Genomic DNA, 15,381 nt, shown 5'->3' on the forward strand with positions numbered 1-15,381 from the left:
TTTTATTTGATAAGTCTATAACTTTAATATTTGTTTTAGAAAAATTTCATATTCTTCCTTATTATGAGGAACAATAATTTCTCCGCTTATTATTTTCCTTTCAAGTACTTTTATGTAGTCAAATTTGTTAGCATTAGATAAGCCAACAACACCGTCTCTTAATCCCATTTGAACAATTTTTCCACCTTCCCAAGTATTATTATTTTTAAGATATTCGCTAGTAATCAAATACAACGCATCGCCAACGTTTTTTATAACAGCAGTAATAAAATTTTTAGGAGCAAGATGAGACTGATCCTGATCAGCTCCAATAACATAATAACCATCTCCAAGCTCTTTTGCTGCTTCAATAACACCAACCCCTGCTAAACCAGCTGCAAAATGAATTACATCAACCCCTTTAGAATATAGTTTATTAGCCACTACTCTACCAATTTCAACATCAGAAAAAGAATTAGAATATTCACTTAAAATCTCTATGCCTTTATTAGCATACTTTGCGCCAGCTTCATATCCATAACGAAATGCATCTACTATTTCGCCCTTAATTCCCCCTATAAAACCTATTTTGCCAGAAACACTTTTTTTAGCTGCAACATAGCCAGCCAAAAAAGCACCTTGTTCTATTTTAAAAACAACACCTATCAGATTTTTAGGAATCCTGACATCATCGCCATAAATAGGATCTATTATTCCATAGTTAATTTTTGGATTTTCTAATGAAACAGATAAAGAAGCGTCCGTAAGCCTATACCCTACAAGCCAAATCAAGCCTGAGCCATTCATCTTCAAATTATCAAGATCTGAAACATAACTAGAATAAACCCCAGAAACAGCACTAGAAAAAACTTCTTCAATATTTTCTGGAAAATCTTTTTTTAAACGCAATAAAGCATTATTTGCACTAGAATTAAAAGATTTGTCATCAAGAACTCCATCTACCAACATAGATATCTTCATTTTACTTGACTCAGATTCTATTCCATTTTTACTCAAACAAGAAATAAACAAAATACCAAATATAAAAATTACAATCCTCATTAAAACGCTTCTCCATTTTCATCATTTAAACAAAAACAATATGTTTTTATACTTAAAAATATAAATTAATTCTTTATTTAAATAAATTCTTTAAGAAATTTTATATAACTTTCTTTATTATATGGAACAACAACTTCTTTATTGATTATTTTGCTAGAAAGGTTATCGATTTCTTTTTCAAGTTCAAAGGGTATCATCTTAGGATTTCTTACAAACCCCACAACTCCTTCTTTAAGGCCATAGTTTATTAACTTCCCACCTTCGAAAGTATTGGTTTTTAAATAGTTAGATGTAAAAATATTTAAAGATCTGCCAACATCTTTAGTTGTAGATGTGATAATATTATCGGGAGCAAGATATGATTGATCCTCATCAACTCCAATAATGTAATGCCCAGAACCAAGTTCTTTTGCAACCTCAATAGCTCCAATGCCTCCAAGACCCGCAGCATGATGAATAACATCTATCCCATCAGAATACATTTTAGTTGCAACACTTCTACCAGCTTCAATGTCAACAAAACTACCAATATACTGAGAAAATATATTTATATCCTTATTGGCATATTTAGCGCCAGCTTCATACCCATACCTGAAAGCATCTACTATCTCACCCTCTATTCCCCCTAAAAATCCAATTTTACCTGTTTTAGAAACTTTTGCAGCAATATAGCCCGTCAAAAATGCACCTTCTTGGGCTCTAAAAGTCATGCCTACTAAATTTGAAGGAATAGGCTCGTTAGAATACACAGGATCAATAATTGCATATTTTACCTCGGGATTTTGCAAAGAAACAGCCTTGGCCACATCACTAAATCTATACCCAATAAGCCAAATTAAATCTGAACTCGCATCTTTAAGCCCTTCAAGATCAGATAAATAAGAATTTGCTGAAGACTCTTTTAAAATAAGCTCAATCTTAAATTCTTCTTTAACTTTTTTTATGCCATTTAAAGCACTCTCATTAAAAGATTTATCATCAAAAGTTCCATCAATCATTAAAGATAACTTGGGAATTCCACTCTCAAGACTACCCTTACCACTACAAGCTAAAAAAATAACACTTTCAAACAAAATCAACAACAATAATTTATTCATAAACTATTCCCCCTTTTTGAAATAAAGCTATACCTAAGTAGTTTATAACTTTGATTTAAATAAATCAAATGCATATTCACTATCAGGAACAATAATTTCTCCATTTATTATTTTATTTTCCAGATTAATAACTTCATCAACTAGCCTCTCACTTAAAACATCGGGATCCTTAACAATTTCTATTACTCCTTCTTTTAACCCTCTATCAATAACAACTCCACCCTTAAAAACTCCATTTCTAATATAATCTGATGAAACAGAATAAATAACATTGCCAATATCCTTAAGTATGGAAGTAATAACATTTTGAGGTGCAATATATGATTGATCCTGGTTTAAACCAATAACATAATATTTAGAACCAAGTTCCTTAGCAGCATCATAAACTCCAAGGCCAGTTATACCAGCTATTGGGAAAATAACACCCACTTTATCTTCTTTATACATGAACCGAGCCATTTTTTTGCCTTTCTCTTTATCAAAAAGAGAAGGTGCTTTTTTTGAAATTAATCTTAATTTGGGATTAGCATAAAAAATTCCGGCCTTAAAACCAAACTTAAAATCATTTAAATGTTCACTTATAGGACCTGTTAAAAATCCAATCTTTTCCTTTCTACTCATCTTAGCTGCAATATACCCAGCTAAAAATGCAACCTCTTCATTTCTAAACTTAATAGCCAAGGAATTCTTAGGAACCTGAATATCGCCATAATCAAAAGCATCTATAATTCCATAAAAAATATCTGGATGCTCATGCGAAAGCTTAACCGATAAACTTGAAAATTGGTATCCAATCAACCAAAAAAGCTTTAAAGGATTTTTTTGAATATCACAAGCATCCTCATTCATTGCCTCATCAACAGTAAGAAGTCTTTTGCCCGGAATAGGATAAGGCCTTAAAGATTTAGTTATAAGTTTTATTCCAAAATCATCTCTAAGTTTTACAACGCCATCATGAACGCTTTGATTATAGCCTTTATCATAAAAGCTACCATTAGCTAAAACACCAACAACAAGTTTGTCAGATTTAATAGACTTGTTATTAGATTTAAAACAAGCCAATACTAATAAAGATAAAGCAATAAAAATAAACCTTTTAAACAAAATTAATCCTCTCCTTATAAAATTTTTTTAAAAATTAAAATATTAACTCTATTTTACTAACAAACAGCATACTTTATTTATAAAAGAAAAATTTCAATAACCCTTTTAAAAATAAACAACACTTTTAATATTAATAAAACATGGTAGTAGGAAAAATCATCTTTCCTACCCCACCATAATATCCAAATTTAAATCCTTTTGCAAGATTAATTGAAAATTTAATTGCAATAATTAAAAGACCCTCTAAATTTTTTTAAAAAACTAAAAAGATTTTTAACAACCCAACTCTATACAAATTAAGTTACTCTGCTATTTGCAAAACGAAGTTATCATAAGATACCTTATCATAAGGCACTTTTATTACACCATTAATTATGCTTTGCCCAATTTTCAATGATTTATCATAAACCTCAGAATGGTTTGATTTTAAGTTTTCATTTAAAATCAAACCAAGCCCATCTTCTTTAAGCCCAAATAAAATGGACTTGCCCCCATCCCAAACTCCAGTTTCTAAATACTTATTTGTTAAACTATACATCAATGAATCAACTTTCTTTACAGCAGAAACAAGAACATTATTGGGAGCAAGATATGCTTGATCCTGATCAACTCCAATAATATAATGATCAGGCCCTAATTCTTTTGCAGCCTCAATTACTCCTATGCCAGAAAGTCCTGCAGCTGCAAATATAACATCAACACCATCTCGATACATATTAGATCCTGTTGAGCGGCCAAGCCCAAAGTCACTAAATGTACCAACATATTGAGAGACAACTTTAATGTTGGAATTTGCATACTTAGCACCAGCTTCGTATCCATACATAAAAGATTCTAAAACCTTTCCCTTTACTCCTCCAATAAATCCGATCTTACCTGTTTTAGAAGCCTTTGAAGCAAAATATCCTGCTAAAAAAGCTACTTCTTCGGATCTAAAATCAACATTAAGAAGATTCTTGGGTATTTCAATTTCATTATAAACCCCTTCTATGATTGCATAATTAACAGAAGCATTCTCTCTGGCTCTTTGCAAAAGAATATCTGAAAATTTAAATCCAACGCCCCAAATCAAATTTGAATTACCATCTTCTAAGTTTGTAATATCTCCCAAATAAGAATTACCCATAGATGCTTTTTCAATTATATTTATATTTAAATCTGCCTTTAATTTTCTTATCGCCTTAGAAGAACTTTCATTAAATCCTTTATCATCAAAAACACCATCAACTATAAGTGAAACTGTTTTTGTCTCTGACTTACCATCATTAGAGCCAGAGCAAGCAACAATAAATAAAAAAATAATAAAATAATAAATTTTCTTTAACACAAAAATACCCTCCTTAATTTTAATAAAATAAATACTAAAAAATAGTCCTTATGATATCACAAAACATAAACAAAAAAAGACACCTTAAAAAAAGGTGTCTTTTTACCATCTATAATGAGTAAAAGCTTTATTTGCTTCAGCCATTCTATGAGTATCTTCTTTCTTTTTAAAAGCGGCCCCAGTAGAATTATACGCATTTAAAAGTTCATTTGACAACTTCTCCTTCATAGACCTGCCACTAGACTTTCTGGCAGCAGAAATAATCCACTTCATAGCCAAAGCCTCTCTTCTCTCTTCTCTAACTTCAACAGGAACTTGATATGTAGCACCACCCACTCGCCTACTTCTTACTTCTACTAATGGCTTAATATTATCTAAAGCTTTATAAAAAACAGCCATCTTATCACTATCTTCAAGCTTATCAGCAAGCAAATCAATCGAACTATAAAGTATGCTCTCGCTTATTGATTTTTTTCCATCATACATCATTCTGTTTACAAATTTTGCAACAACTCTAGAATTATATCTTGTATCAATAAAAATTTTCTTTTTGATTTTTTTATTTTTTCTTGACATATTTAATATTAATCCACCTTTTAGTTAAGCTTTAGGTTTTTTTGTTCCATACTTAGATCTACCCTTTTTTCTATTATTAACACCAAGAGTATCCTTAGCTCCTCGAACAATGTGGTATCTTACTCCAGGCAAATCCTTAACTCGACCACCTCTAATCAGAACTACAGAGTGTTCTTGTAAATTATGACCAATCCCTGGAATATATGCTGTTACTTCAAATCCATTTGAAAGTCTAACACGAGCTACTTTTCTTAAAGCTGAATTAGGTTTTTTAGGAGTTACAGTCATTACACGTGTACAAATTCCTCTTCTTTGAGGACAATTTTGAAGCGCAGGAGATGCGGTCTTCTCCGTTTGACTTTTTCTAGGCTTTCTAATTAACTGATTAATTGTAGGCATTTATCAACGCTCTCCTTTTCTTGAAATTATTAATAAAATGGTAACAAATATATAGCTTATTTTCAAGCTAAACTTCAGAATCTATATTCTCACTAACTTTAATTTTTTTATAAAGCCCCATACCAGTTCCAGTAGGAATTAAATGCCCAATTACAACATTTTCTTTTAATCCTCTAAGGTCATCTATTTTCCCAGCAATAGAAGCATCGGTTAATACTTTCGTTGTTTCTTGGAAAGAAGCTGCAGAAATAAAAGAATCTATATTAAGAGAAGTCTTAGTTACTCCTATAAGAATTGGACTTGCTATTGCCGGCTCACCACCTTGTTCTATTACTTTTCTATTTTGCTCATAAAAAGTATGCTTATCCACCTTTTGTCCATAAACAAAATTGGTATCACCAACTGCTACAATTTTAACTTTTTTCATCATTTGTTTAATTATCACACCAATATGCTTGTCATTAATACTAACACCTTGCTTTCGATAAACATCCTGAATTTCTGCCAACAAAAACTCTTGCAAACTAATCCCGCCTAAAATTTCAAGCACATCATGAGGATTAATTCTGCCATCACAAAGCATATCTCCTGCTTTAACAACATCTCCATCTCTAACCAAAAGATGCTTGCCGGCTGGAATATAATGCTTATGTTCGACTCCATACTCATCTAAAATATTAATAAGTCTTTTACCTTTTTGAATTGATTTAAATTGCACAATTCCACTTACTTTAGCCATTTCAGTTAAATTTTTAGGAATTCTTGTTTCAAAAAGATCATTAACACGAGGCAATCCCCCCGTAATATCTTGAGTTTTTTCAGAGCCTTTAGAAAGCTTAGCGATTACATCTCCTATGCTAATATTCTGACCATCTTCAACTTGAAGATAAGCATCACCTGGTAATACATAAGATGCAATCTCCATCCCACTACTGTCAATAATAAAAATTCTAGGATCAAGAGATTCAAAAACATTATCTGTAATTCTTTTCTCAACATTGCCTGTTTCAGTATTTATTTCCTCTTTAAGAGTAGTTCCTAAAATAATATCCTTAAATTTAATCTTGCCTTTAACTTCTGCAATAATAGGCTCTGCAAATGGATCAAATGTACCAATAACTTTACCCGATTCAACATAATCACCAATCTCTATTTCAAGCTTTGTGCCAGCTTTCAAGATAACTTCTTGTTCTTCTGATACTATGAAAAATTTGTCGTCTCTTAATTTAACATAACCAATGTAAGAAGAAAAAATTTCTATCCCATCTTTATTAACAAACAAAGGGATTCCTTTTATTACTCTTTGAGAATCTAAAACTTTAATCTCTTTTATGTTTTCAATCTTCTCCTCATAAAAAACATTGATTATTTTCAAAGTTCCTTTTCTTGTGAAAAGAATTCCATTGTCAACCCTAACATTAAACCCTTCGATGCCATTAAGTATAAAAGCATTTTTTAAAGATATTTTATCGTCCTCACTACCAGCCTGAGCAACTCCACCAATATGAAAAGTTCTCATGGTTAATTGGGTGCCGGGTTGACCTATGGACTGAGCAGCAATTATTCCTACAGCCTCACCAATGTTAACAGGCTTGTTCTTTGAAAAATCTCTACCATAACATTTTTGACAAACACCATGCTCAGCTTCACATGTCAAAACAGATCTAATCACAAGTTTTTCAATCCCAATTTTTTCTAATAACTCTATTTTAGCTTCTGAGATTTCTTCATTTGCATCTAAAACAATCTCGCCGGTAATTGGATTTTTTATTCTTTCAATGGAATAACTTCCAACAGCTTTTTCTTTCAAAGATTCTAATATTTCTTCACCATTTTTTACAGTTTCAACTTTTATTCCGTTTATAGTCCCACAATCTTCTATTCTAACAACAACATCTTGAGCAATATCTACCAACCTTCTGGTTAAATATCCAGCATCGGCTGTCTTAAGAGCAGTATCTGCTAAACCCTTTCTAGCTCCATTTGTAGATATGAAAAACTCTATAACAGAAAGACCTTCTTTAAAGTTAGAAATAATTGGAAGCTCGATAATATCTCCAGAGGTTTTTGCCATCAACCCTCTCATGCCAGCAAGTTGCCTTATTTGATTTCTACTACCCCTAGCACCAGAATCTGCCATCATATATATAACATTAAATCCATCTCTATCCTTCTTTAAAATTTCCATCATCTTATTAGTAAGTTCTTCATTGGTCTTTAACCAAACGGAAACTACATTATTATAACGCTCTTCACCAGTAATAACACCTTTGGCATAATCATTTTGAATCTTAGCAATCTCTTTATTGGCCCTGTCTACATAAGTTCTCTTTTCCTTAGGAACAATAATATCACTCATACTAATTGTGCATCCAAACTTAGTAGCATATCTAAAGCCAAGATCCTTAATAATGTCAAGCATTTCAATTACAGTGGAAGAACCATGCACTACATAAACTTTTGATATTAAAATTTGTAACTCCAAATCACTAAGCGTTTTATTTACAAATTCAATTCCATTGGGCAAAGCCTCATTAAATATAACCCTACCAGCTGTAGTTTTTCTGTACTCTCCATCAATTTTTACATAAATAGAAGCATTGTAATCTAAGCTCCTATTATTTATAGCAAGAATAACATTACTAAAGTTTAAAAACTTTTTACCTTCTCCAACAACATTCTTTTTTTCCATCGTTAAATAATATAGACCCAAAACAATATCTTGGGATGGGAAAACAATAGGATGTCCATTAGCAGGATTTAAAAGATTATTTGTTGAAAGCATTAAGGCCCAACTTTCAGCTTGTGCTGCTGGAGTAAGTGGCACATGTACTGCCATTTGATCACCATCAAAATCAGCATTATATGCATGACAAACAAGAGGGTGTAATTTTATTGCCTTGCCTTCAACTAACACAGGCTCAAAAGCTTGAATTCCAAGTCTATGAAGAGTAGGGGCCCTATTTAAAAGAATAGGATGCTCTTTAATAACAATATCTAAAATTTGCCAAACTTCATCAACTTCTTGTTCGATTAAATTCTTCGCTCTTTTAATATTAAAAACAGCTTCACTTTCAATTAGTCTCCTTATCACAAAAGGTTTAAACAGTTCAAGAGCCATTTTTGCAGGTAATCCACATTGATGTAACTTTAATTCAGGCCCAACAACAATAACAGAACGCCCAGAATAATCTACTCTTTTACCAAGAAGATTTTGCCTAAATCTTCCCTGCTTACCTTTTAACGCATCTGAAAGTGACTTGAGCGGCCTACTAGATGCCCCTTTGACAACCTTTCTTTTATGAGAATTGTCAAAAAGAGAATCTACTGACTCTTGAAGCATTCTTTTTTCGTTTCTTACAATAATCTCTGGCGCATTAAGGAGAAGCAACTTTCTTAAACGATTATTCCTGTTTATAACCCTTCTATAAAGATCATTAAGATCAGAAGTTGCAAAACGTCCGCCATCAAGCTGAACCATTGGCCTAATCTCTGGGGGAATAACAGGAAGAACCTCCATAATCATCCATTCTGGCTTATTACCAGAAATTTTAAAATTTTCAATAATTTCAAGACGCCTTAAAAGTTTTTTATCAGTTTTATCATCTTTATCTATCATTTGAATCCTAAGCTTGGATGAAAGCTCATCAAGATCAAGATTCTCAAGAAGAGTTTTAATAGCTTCAGCACCCATTGAAGCATTAAAAGACATACCATATCGCTCTCTAGCCTCTATGTACTCATCTTCATTTAAAAGTTGCATTTTTTTAAGATCAGTATCACCTGGCTCAATTACTACATATTTTTCATAATAAAGAATAGAATTTAAGCTAGATGCCGTAATATCAAGCAAAAGACCAATCCTAGAAGGTATATATTTATAATACCAAATATGAGCAACTGGAGCTGCTAGTTCAATATGGCCCATTCTTTCACGTCGCACCTTAAAATGGGTAACTTCTACATTACAACGATCACAAATAATGCCCTTATATCTAACTGATTTGAATTTACCACAATAACATTCCCATTCCTTTGTAGTGCCAAAAATTCTTTCACAAAAAAGCCCATCCTTCTCAGGTCTCAAAGTTCTATAATTAATAGTTTCAGACTTTTTAACCTCTCCATAAGACCAATTTCTAATTTGATCAGGAGACGCTATTTTAATTTTTATTCTTTCAAAATCTTTTATCTCTTTCATAAAAACTCCAAAAACCTAGCTTTTATTAATCAACTCTTCTTCTTTTTCTGTCAAAGGAATCTGATTGCCACTATCATCGTAAATTGACAAATCAAGTCCAAGCCCTCTAAGCTCTTGCATTAGCACATTAAAAGACTCAGGAATCCCTGATACATTGGTAGGAATGCCCTTTACTATATTCTCATATATCTTGACCCTGCCTGACATATCATCAGATTTAACTGTTAGAAGTTCTTGAAGAGTGTTAGCCGCTCCATAAGCTTCAAGAGCCCAAACCTCCATTTCTCCAAGTCTTTGCCCACCAAATTGAGCTTTTCCTCCAAGAGGCTGCTGAGAAACAAGAGAATATGGCCCTGTTGATCTTGCATGCATTTTATCATCAACAAGGTGGTGCAATTTAAGCATATAAATCACTCCAACCATTACTTCATTTTCAAAAGGCTCTCCTGTATAACCATCATATAAAATTTCTTTAGAAGTTGGATTAAATCCAGCTTTTTTTAATTTTTCCTGAATTTGTTCATTTGTAGCAGATTCAAAAACAGGGACATTATAAGATTCACCAAGATATTTACCTGCAAGCCCTAATTGTGATTCCATTAACTGCCCAATATTCATTCTAGATGGAACTCCCAAAGGATTTAAGCATATATCAAGAGGAGTTCCATCTGCAAGATAAGGCATATCCTCAACGGGAAGGATTTTTGCAACAACCCCCTTATTACCATGTCTTCCAGCCATTTTATCACCCTCTTTAAGCTTCCTTTTTTTAGCAACATAAACTTTAAGGATCTCTTCAACTCCAGGAGAAAGATTGCCAACATCCTCTTTAGTAATTCTTTGGACATCAATAACTGTGCCTTCAGTACCATGGGGAACTTTTAACGAATTATTTTTAACATCTTTTGCTTTTTCCCCAAAAATAGAAGTTAAAAGCCTAAATTCAGGAGTAATGTCTCCTTCTGACTTTGGAGTAACCTTGCCAACCAAAATATCACCGGGCTTCACATAAGTTCCGATCCGGATAATTCCATTTTCATCTAATTTGTTTAGTATCTTTTCGCTAACATTTGGTATATCTCCTGTAACCTTCTCAGGACCTAGCTTAGTTTCTCTTACCTCTATACTAAATTCTTTAATATGAATAGATGTATAAAGATCTTCCTTTACAATTCTATCAGAAATCAATATAGCATCCTCATAATTAAATCCATTCCAAGGGATAACTCCTAGCAACAAATTATTACCAAGAGCAAGCTCTCCATATCTAGTAGCAGGTCCATCAGCTATTATCTCTCCCTTTTCAACCTTTTGGCCTTCTTTAACTAAAACAGACTGATTAAAACAAGTATCTTGATTTGTCCTTTCATACTTAACAATATGATATTCGTCAAAATCTTTAGCATTCTCTGATTCAAAAGGCTTAACAACTATTTTATTGCTTGTTGCAAGAATAACCTCTCCACTTCTTTTGGCCTTAACTACCACTCCTGAATCCTTTGCAACAACACTTTCCATGCCTGTACCAACAATAGGTGGCTTGGGGAAAAGCAGAGGTACTGCTTGTCTTTGCATATTAGAGCCCATAAGGGCTCTATTTGCATCATTGTGTTCAAGAAAAGGAATTAATGCTGAAGATACTGAAATTAACTGCCTAGGAGAAACATCCATATAGTCTATATTCTTAGGGCTTGTTGTAATATAATCACCAGAAATTCTAACAGAAACTAAATCTTCAAGATACCTCCCACTAGAATTAAAAGCAGCATTAGCCTGAGCAATACACTTTTTCTCTTCGTCAATAGCAGATAAATATTCTAATTGATCAGTCACTTCTCCATTAACAACCTTCCTATAAGGAGTTTCCAAAAAACCATAATCATTAACCCTTGAATAAGTAGCTAAAGAAACAATAAGTCCAATATTTGGTCCTTCAGGAGTTTCAATAGGGCACATTCTGCCATAATGAGTATAATGGACGTCTCTTACCTCAAATCCTGCTCTATCTCTTGAAAGACCTCCTGGTCCAAGAGCATTAAGACGCCTTTTGTGAGTAAGCTCAGCTAAAGGATTGACCTGATCCATAAACTGTGAAAGCTGACTGGTTGCAAAAAATTCTTTAACGGCAGATACAATAGGCTTAACGCTTATTAATTCTTGGGGCTTTAAATTAAAAACTTCTTTATTAGACATTCGATCTTTAGCAATTTTTTCAACTCTTGACATCGCACCTTTATATATATTAGTAAGAAGTTCTCCAACAGAACGAACTCTTCTATTTCCTAAATGGTCAATATCATCAAGAATATCATGACCTTCATATATCCTTAAAAGATGAGCTATGGTATTAACAATATCATCCATAGTTAAAACCGATGTACTTAAATCATCAAGTCCAAATTTTTTAGAAAGTTTATAGCGCCCAACACGCCCAAGATCATATCTTCTTTCGGAAAAGAATATAGTTTTTAAATCGTTTTCAGCATTATCAATCGATATTGGTTCACCAGGGAAAAGAGCACCATAAACAGCCAACATAACTGATTCTTTTGGAAGCTCCTTAGAACCATCCTTTAAAGCAAAAAAAGCATCTTCTTTCTCAAGACAATTTAAAATAACATTTGAACTTACAAAATATTTTCCAGAAATAGCATCATAACCATCAAAATCAACAAGCTCTATTTCATTTACTCCATTTTGTAAAAAATCTTCAACATCTTGTAGAGTAATCTTATCGCCTGCTCGATAATGCATATTCTCTCTTATGTTAATACTCTTGGCTAAATATTGACCTGGAAGATCTCTTTTTGTGCCTTCTTCAACTTTAATCTTTTTAATGTTGTAAAAAGTTTCTATTATTTTCTCTCTTGTATTAACCCCTAAGGCTCTTAAAAAAAGAGTTATAAGTATTCTTTTTTTTCTATCTATTTTTACATAAAGATAATCTTTTTTAGAATCAATCTCAAATTCTAACCAAGAACCACGATAAGGAATTATTCTAGCAGAATACAAATCTTTTTCTTTATAAAAAACAACCCCTGGGGATCTATGGATTTGAGAAACAACAACCCTCTCAGCTCCATTAATAATAAAAGTACCCCTTTCTGTCATTAAAGGAATAGTTCCCATGTAAACGTCTTTTTGCCTTATTTCCCCAGTAGTCAAAAATTGCAAATTTAGTCTTACTTTTAAAACAGCCTCATAACTTTGCCCCTTTCTTTTACATTCTTTTTCTGTAAAATTAAGAGCATCGTTTTCTATATAGTATCTTTCATACTCAAGGGCAACATCACCATTTCCACTTTTGATGGGAAATATATTTCTAAAAACAGACTCAAGGCCTTCATTTAGTAAAGGTTTTTTATTTCTTAATTTATCAAGTTGTAAAAATTTTTCATAAGAATTTAATTGTATTTCTATCAGGTTAGGTAAGTCTAAAATCTCATCAGCTCTTCCTTGTCCCAGATGAACTCTTTTTATCATTAAAAGACTCCTTTTTTAAGACATAACAAGCCGCACATCATAAAGACATGCGGAATAACAACTTTGATATATTTTTAATTTTTTATTTAACTTCAACTTTTGCGCCAACTGCCTCAAGTTTCTTTTTTAATTCCTCAGCATCTGACTTAGAAAGACCCTCTTTAATAGCTTTAGGGGCAGATTCAACTAAAGTCTTAGCTTCTCCAAGACCAAGCCCTGTAATAGCTCTAACCTCTTTTATAACATTTATCTTGCTGTCACCAAAAGACATAAGAATTACATCAAATTCGGTTTGTTCTTCAGAATCAGTTGCCCCTGTTGCAGTAGCAACCCCAACAGCAGAAACAGCAGCAGTTACTCCAAACTTTTCCTCAATGGCTGTAACAAGGTCTACGACTTCCATAGTTTTTGCACCCTCAAGCCAGGTTAAAATATCTTCTTTACTTAGTGCCATATTAACTCCTTATACATTTTTATTTTACAGTGATAGCACGCACCTAAAAATTTAAGACTAACACTGTCATGTTAATTTTTAGCATCAGCTAAAGCTTTCAATGTTCTTGCAAGCTTAGAAACTGGCGCTTTTAACACGCTAGCAAATAAAGAAATAGACTCTTTTTTGGTAGGAAGTTTGCTATAAGCTTGAACCTTGGGCTCATCATAAAACTCTCCTAAAACAAAACCACCCTTTACTTTTAAAGTACTACTTTTTACAAAATCATAAAAAATTTTTGCTATTACATTAGCCTCTTCTAATGCAGCAACAACAACTGTAGGGCCAACCAAACAAGAATCAATAATATTAATATTCTTTTCTTTTAAAACCATCTTCATTATATTGTTTTTAACAACTTTTAAAGATCCATGCTCACCTTCTATTTTATTGCGAAGGTCTGTCAACTGAGCCACATTCAAACCTCTATAATCTAAGAAAAAAAGATTTTGCTTGTTATCTACAAACTTTTTCAATAAATCAAACATTTCCAACTTTTTAGAATTTATATTCTTACTCATTGTTACCTCCAAACAAAATTAACTTTTATAGAAGGCCCCATAGTAGATGAAATATAAACACTATCTATAAAGGCTCCCTTTAAGTCACTAGGTCTTCTTTTAACAACTTCCTTGATAAATTCCTCATAATTTTCCTTTATCTTTTTATTATCCATAGAAGATTTACCAAAAGAAAAGCTTATTACACCATTTTTATTTGCTCTAAATTCTGTTCTGCCTTTTTTAAGACTATTGATTGCATCCTTAAGATTATTTGTGACTGTTTGAGTTTTTGGATTAGGCATTAAGCCCTTTTTACCCAAAATAGGACCAAGTTTTCCAACATCCTTCATCATATCAGGAGTTGCAACAACAATATCAAATTCATCCCAACCATTCTTAATCTTATTTATAAGATCCTCATCTCCAACATAAGTCGCACCAGAAGCTCTAGCTTCATCTGCTCGATCACCTTTTGCAAAAACAAGTATTCTTTTTGGCTTCATGAACTGATTTGGCAAAACTATAGTATCTCTAACAGTATGATTCTTTTTTAAATTAAGATTAACAGATACATCTATAGTTTCATCAAATTTAACAAATTTAATTTCTTTCAACAGTGAAATTGCATCTTCAATGCTGTAAAATTTATTCTTATCTACTTTGGAAAAAGCTGCAATATATTTTTTACCCTTTTTTGACATTATTTCTCCACCTCAACACCCATTGAACGCGCACTTCCTGAAATAATTTTAAACGCTGCTGACTCTGATTTTGCGTTTAAATCAGGCATTTTAATTCTTACTATCTCCATCAGCTTTTCTTTTGATATAGTTCCAACTTTATCTGTATTGGATTTTTTAGATCCTGATTCTATTCCAATAGCCTTTTTAATTAAAATCGAAGCTGGAGGGGTCTTTACAATAAAAGAAAAACTCTTATCGCTATAAACAGTAATAATAACAGGAACCACAATACCGGGATCCATCTTTGCGGTTCTCTCATTAAATTCCTTTACAAACTGAGGGCCACTAACTCCGTGTGGTCCAAGCGCTTGACCTATTTTAGCTCCTGGAGCTGCTTGGGCAGCCGGAACCTGCAATTTAATCCAAGAAATTGCTTTTTTTTTTGCCATATAAACTCCTCATGGTAATAACGCT

At 32.6% G+C, this 15,381-nt stretch carries 12 protein-coding genes; all 12 read right to left on the reverse strand.

What is annotated here, in order from left to right:
- Nucleotides 1-15 precede the first annotated feature (15 nt).
- The 12 genes from bmpB to rplK all read right to left on the reverse strand — a co-directional run bounded on the left by bmpB (nucleotide 16) and on the right by rplK (nucleotide 15,356).
- Nucleotides 16-1,041 (reverse strand): nucleoside ABC transporter substrate-binding protein BmpB, encoded by a 1,026-nt coding sequence (gene bmpB, locus DB723_RS01870; RefSeq protein ID WP_151552077.1) that lies wholly within the window; start codon nucleotides 1,039-1,041, stop codon nucleotides 16-18.
- A gap of 77 nt (nucleotides 1,042-1,118) precedes the next feature.
- Entirely contained in the window at nucleotides 1,119-2,138 is a 1,020-nt protein-coding gene (gene bmpA / locus DB723_RS01875; RefSeq protein WP_151552079.1) for a nucleoside ABC transporter substrate-binding protein BmpA, read from the reverse strand.
- A 42-nt stretch (nucleotides 2,139-2,180) separates the two neighbouring features.
- On the reverse strand, nucleotides 2,181-3,242 hold the full coding sequence (gene bmpC / locus DB723_RS01880) for a nucleoside ABC transporter substrate-binding protein BmpC (RefSeq protein WP_151552081.1): 1,062 nt from the start codon (nucleotides 3,240-3,242) through the stop codon (nucleotides 2,181-2,183).
- A gap of 301 nt (nucleotides 3,243-3,543) precedes the next feature.
- Nucleotides 3,544-4,569 carry a nucleoside ABC transporter substrate-binding protein BmpD gene (gene bmpD, locus DB723_RS01885; RefSeq protein ID WP_151552083.1) on the reverse strand — a complete coding sequence of 342 codons (1,026 nt, stop codon included), beginning with the start codon at nucleotides 4,567-4,569 and terminating at the stop codon, nucleotides 3,544-3,546.
- Between the two features lie 102 nt (nucleotides 4,570-4,671).
- Nucleotides 4,672-5,145 (reverse strand): 30S ribosomal protein S7, encoded by a 474-nt coding sequence (rpsG, locus tag DB723_RS01890; RefSeq protein ID WP_151552085.1) that lies wholly within the window; start codon nucleotides 5,143-5,145, stop codon nucleotides 4,672-4,674.
- 24 nt (nucleotides 5,146-5,169) lie between these two features.
- Entirely contained in the window at nucleotides 5,170-5,544 is a 375-nt protein-coding gene (gene rpsL / locus DB723_RS01895; protein ID WP_002656492.1) for a 30S ribosomal protein S12, read from the reverse strand.
- Nucleotides 5,545-5,611: 67 nt separating this feature from the next.
- Nucleotides 5,612-9,745, reverse strand: a complete 4,134-nt coding sequence (rpoC, locus tag DB723_RS01900; protein WP_151552087.1) for a DNA-directed RNA polymerase subunit beta' — start codon at nucleotides 9,743-9,745, stop codon at nucleotides 5,612-5,614.
- 15 nt (nucleotides 9,746-9,760) lie between these two features.
- A complete protein-coding gene (gene rpoB, locus DB723_RS01905) occupies nucleotides 9,761-13,228 on the reverse strand; it encodes a DNA-directed RNA polymerase subunit beta (RefSeq protein ID WP_151552089.1) in 3,468 nt (1,155 codons plus the stop codon).
- Between the two features lie 82 nt (nucleotides 13,229-13,310).
- Entirely contained in the window at nucleotides 13,311-13,682 is a 372-nt protein-coding gene (rplL, locus tag DB723_RS01910; RefSeq protein ID WP_151552091.1) for a 50S ribosomal protein L7/L12, read from the reverse strand.
- 71 nt (nucleotides 13,683-13,753) lie between these two features.
- Nucleotides 13,754-14,242, reverse strand: a complete 489-nt coding sequence (gene rplJ, locus DB723_RS01915) for a 50S ribosomal protein L10 (protein WP_151552093.1) — start codon at nucleotides 14,240-14,242, stop codon at nucleotides 13,754-13,756.
- 2 nt (nucleotides 14,243-14,244) lie between these two features.
- On the reverse strand, nucleotides 14,245-14,925 hold the full coding sequence (gene rplA / locus DB723_RS01920) for a 50S ribosomal protein L1 (protein ID WP_151552095.1): 681 nt from the start codon (nucleotides 14,923-14,925) through the stop codon (nucleotides 14,245-14,247).
- Complete coding sequence (gene rplK, locus DB723_RS01925) at nucleotides 14,925-15,356, reverse strand: 50S ribosomal protein L11 (protein WP_151552097.1); 432 nt, start codon at nucleotides 15,354-15,356, stop codon at nucleotides 14,925-14,927. Before rplK ends, rplA begins: the two co-directional genes overlap by 1 nt.
- Nucleotides 15,357-15,381 lie beyond the last annotated feature (25 nt).

Source organism: Borrelia maritima, from assembly GCF_008931845.1.
Lineage (GTDB): Bacteria > Spirochaetota > Spirochaetia > Borreliales > Borreliaceae > Borreliella > Borreliella maritima.

Excerpts from the sequence above, each read along its gene's own strand:
- rplL (WP_151552091.1), bottom strand. The coding sequence starts at position 13,682 with ATGGCACTAAGTAAAGAAGATATTTTAACCTGGCTTGAGGGTGCAAAA.
- rplA (WP_151552095.1), bottom strand. The coding sequence starts at position 14,925 with ATGTCAAAAAAGGGTAAAAAATATATTGCAGCTTTTTCCAAAGTAGAT.
- rplK (WP_151552097.1), bottom strand. The coding sequence starts at position 15,356 with ATGGCAAAAAAAAAAGCAATTTCTTGGATTAAATTGCAGGTTCCGGCT.
- rpsG (WP_151552085.1), bottom strand. The coding sequence starts at position 5,145 with ATGTCAAGAAAAAATAAAAAAATCAAAAAGAAAATTTTTATTGATACA.
- rplJ (WP_151552093.1), bottom strand. The coding sequence starts at position 14,242 with ATGAGTAAGAATATAAATTCTAAAAAGTTGGAAATGTTTGATTTATTG.
- rpoC (WP_151552087.1), bottom strand. The coding sequence starts at position 9,745 with ATGAAAGAGATAAAAGATTTTGAAAGAATAAAAATTAAAATAGCGTCT.
- bmpB (WP_151552077.1), bottom strand. The coding sequence starts at position 1,041 with ATGAGGATTGTAATTTTTATATTTGGTATTTTGTTTATTTCTTGTTTG.
- bmpA (WP_151552079.1), bottom strand. The coding sequence starts at position 2,138 with ATGAATAAATTATTGTTGTTGATTTTGTTTGAAAGTGTTATTTTTTTA.
- rpoB (WP_151552089.1), bottom strand. The coding sequence starts at position 13,228 with ATGATAAAAAGAGTTCATCTGGGACAAGGAAGAGCTGATGAGATTTTA.
- rpsL (WP_002656492.1), bottom strand. The coding sequence starts at position 5,544 with ATGCCTACAATTAATCAGTTAATTAGAAAGCCTAGAAAAAGTCAAACG.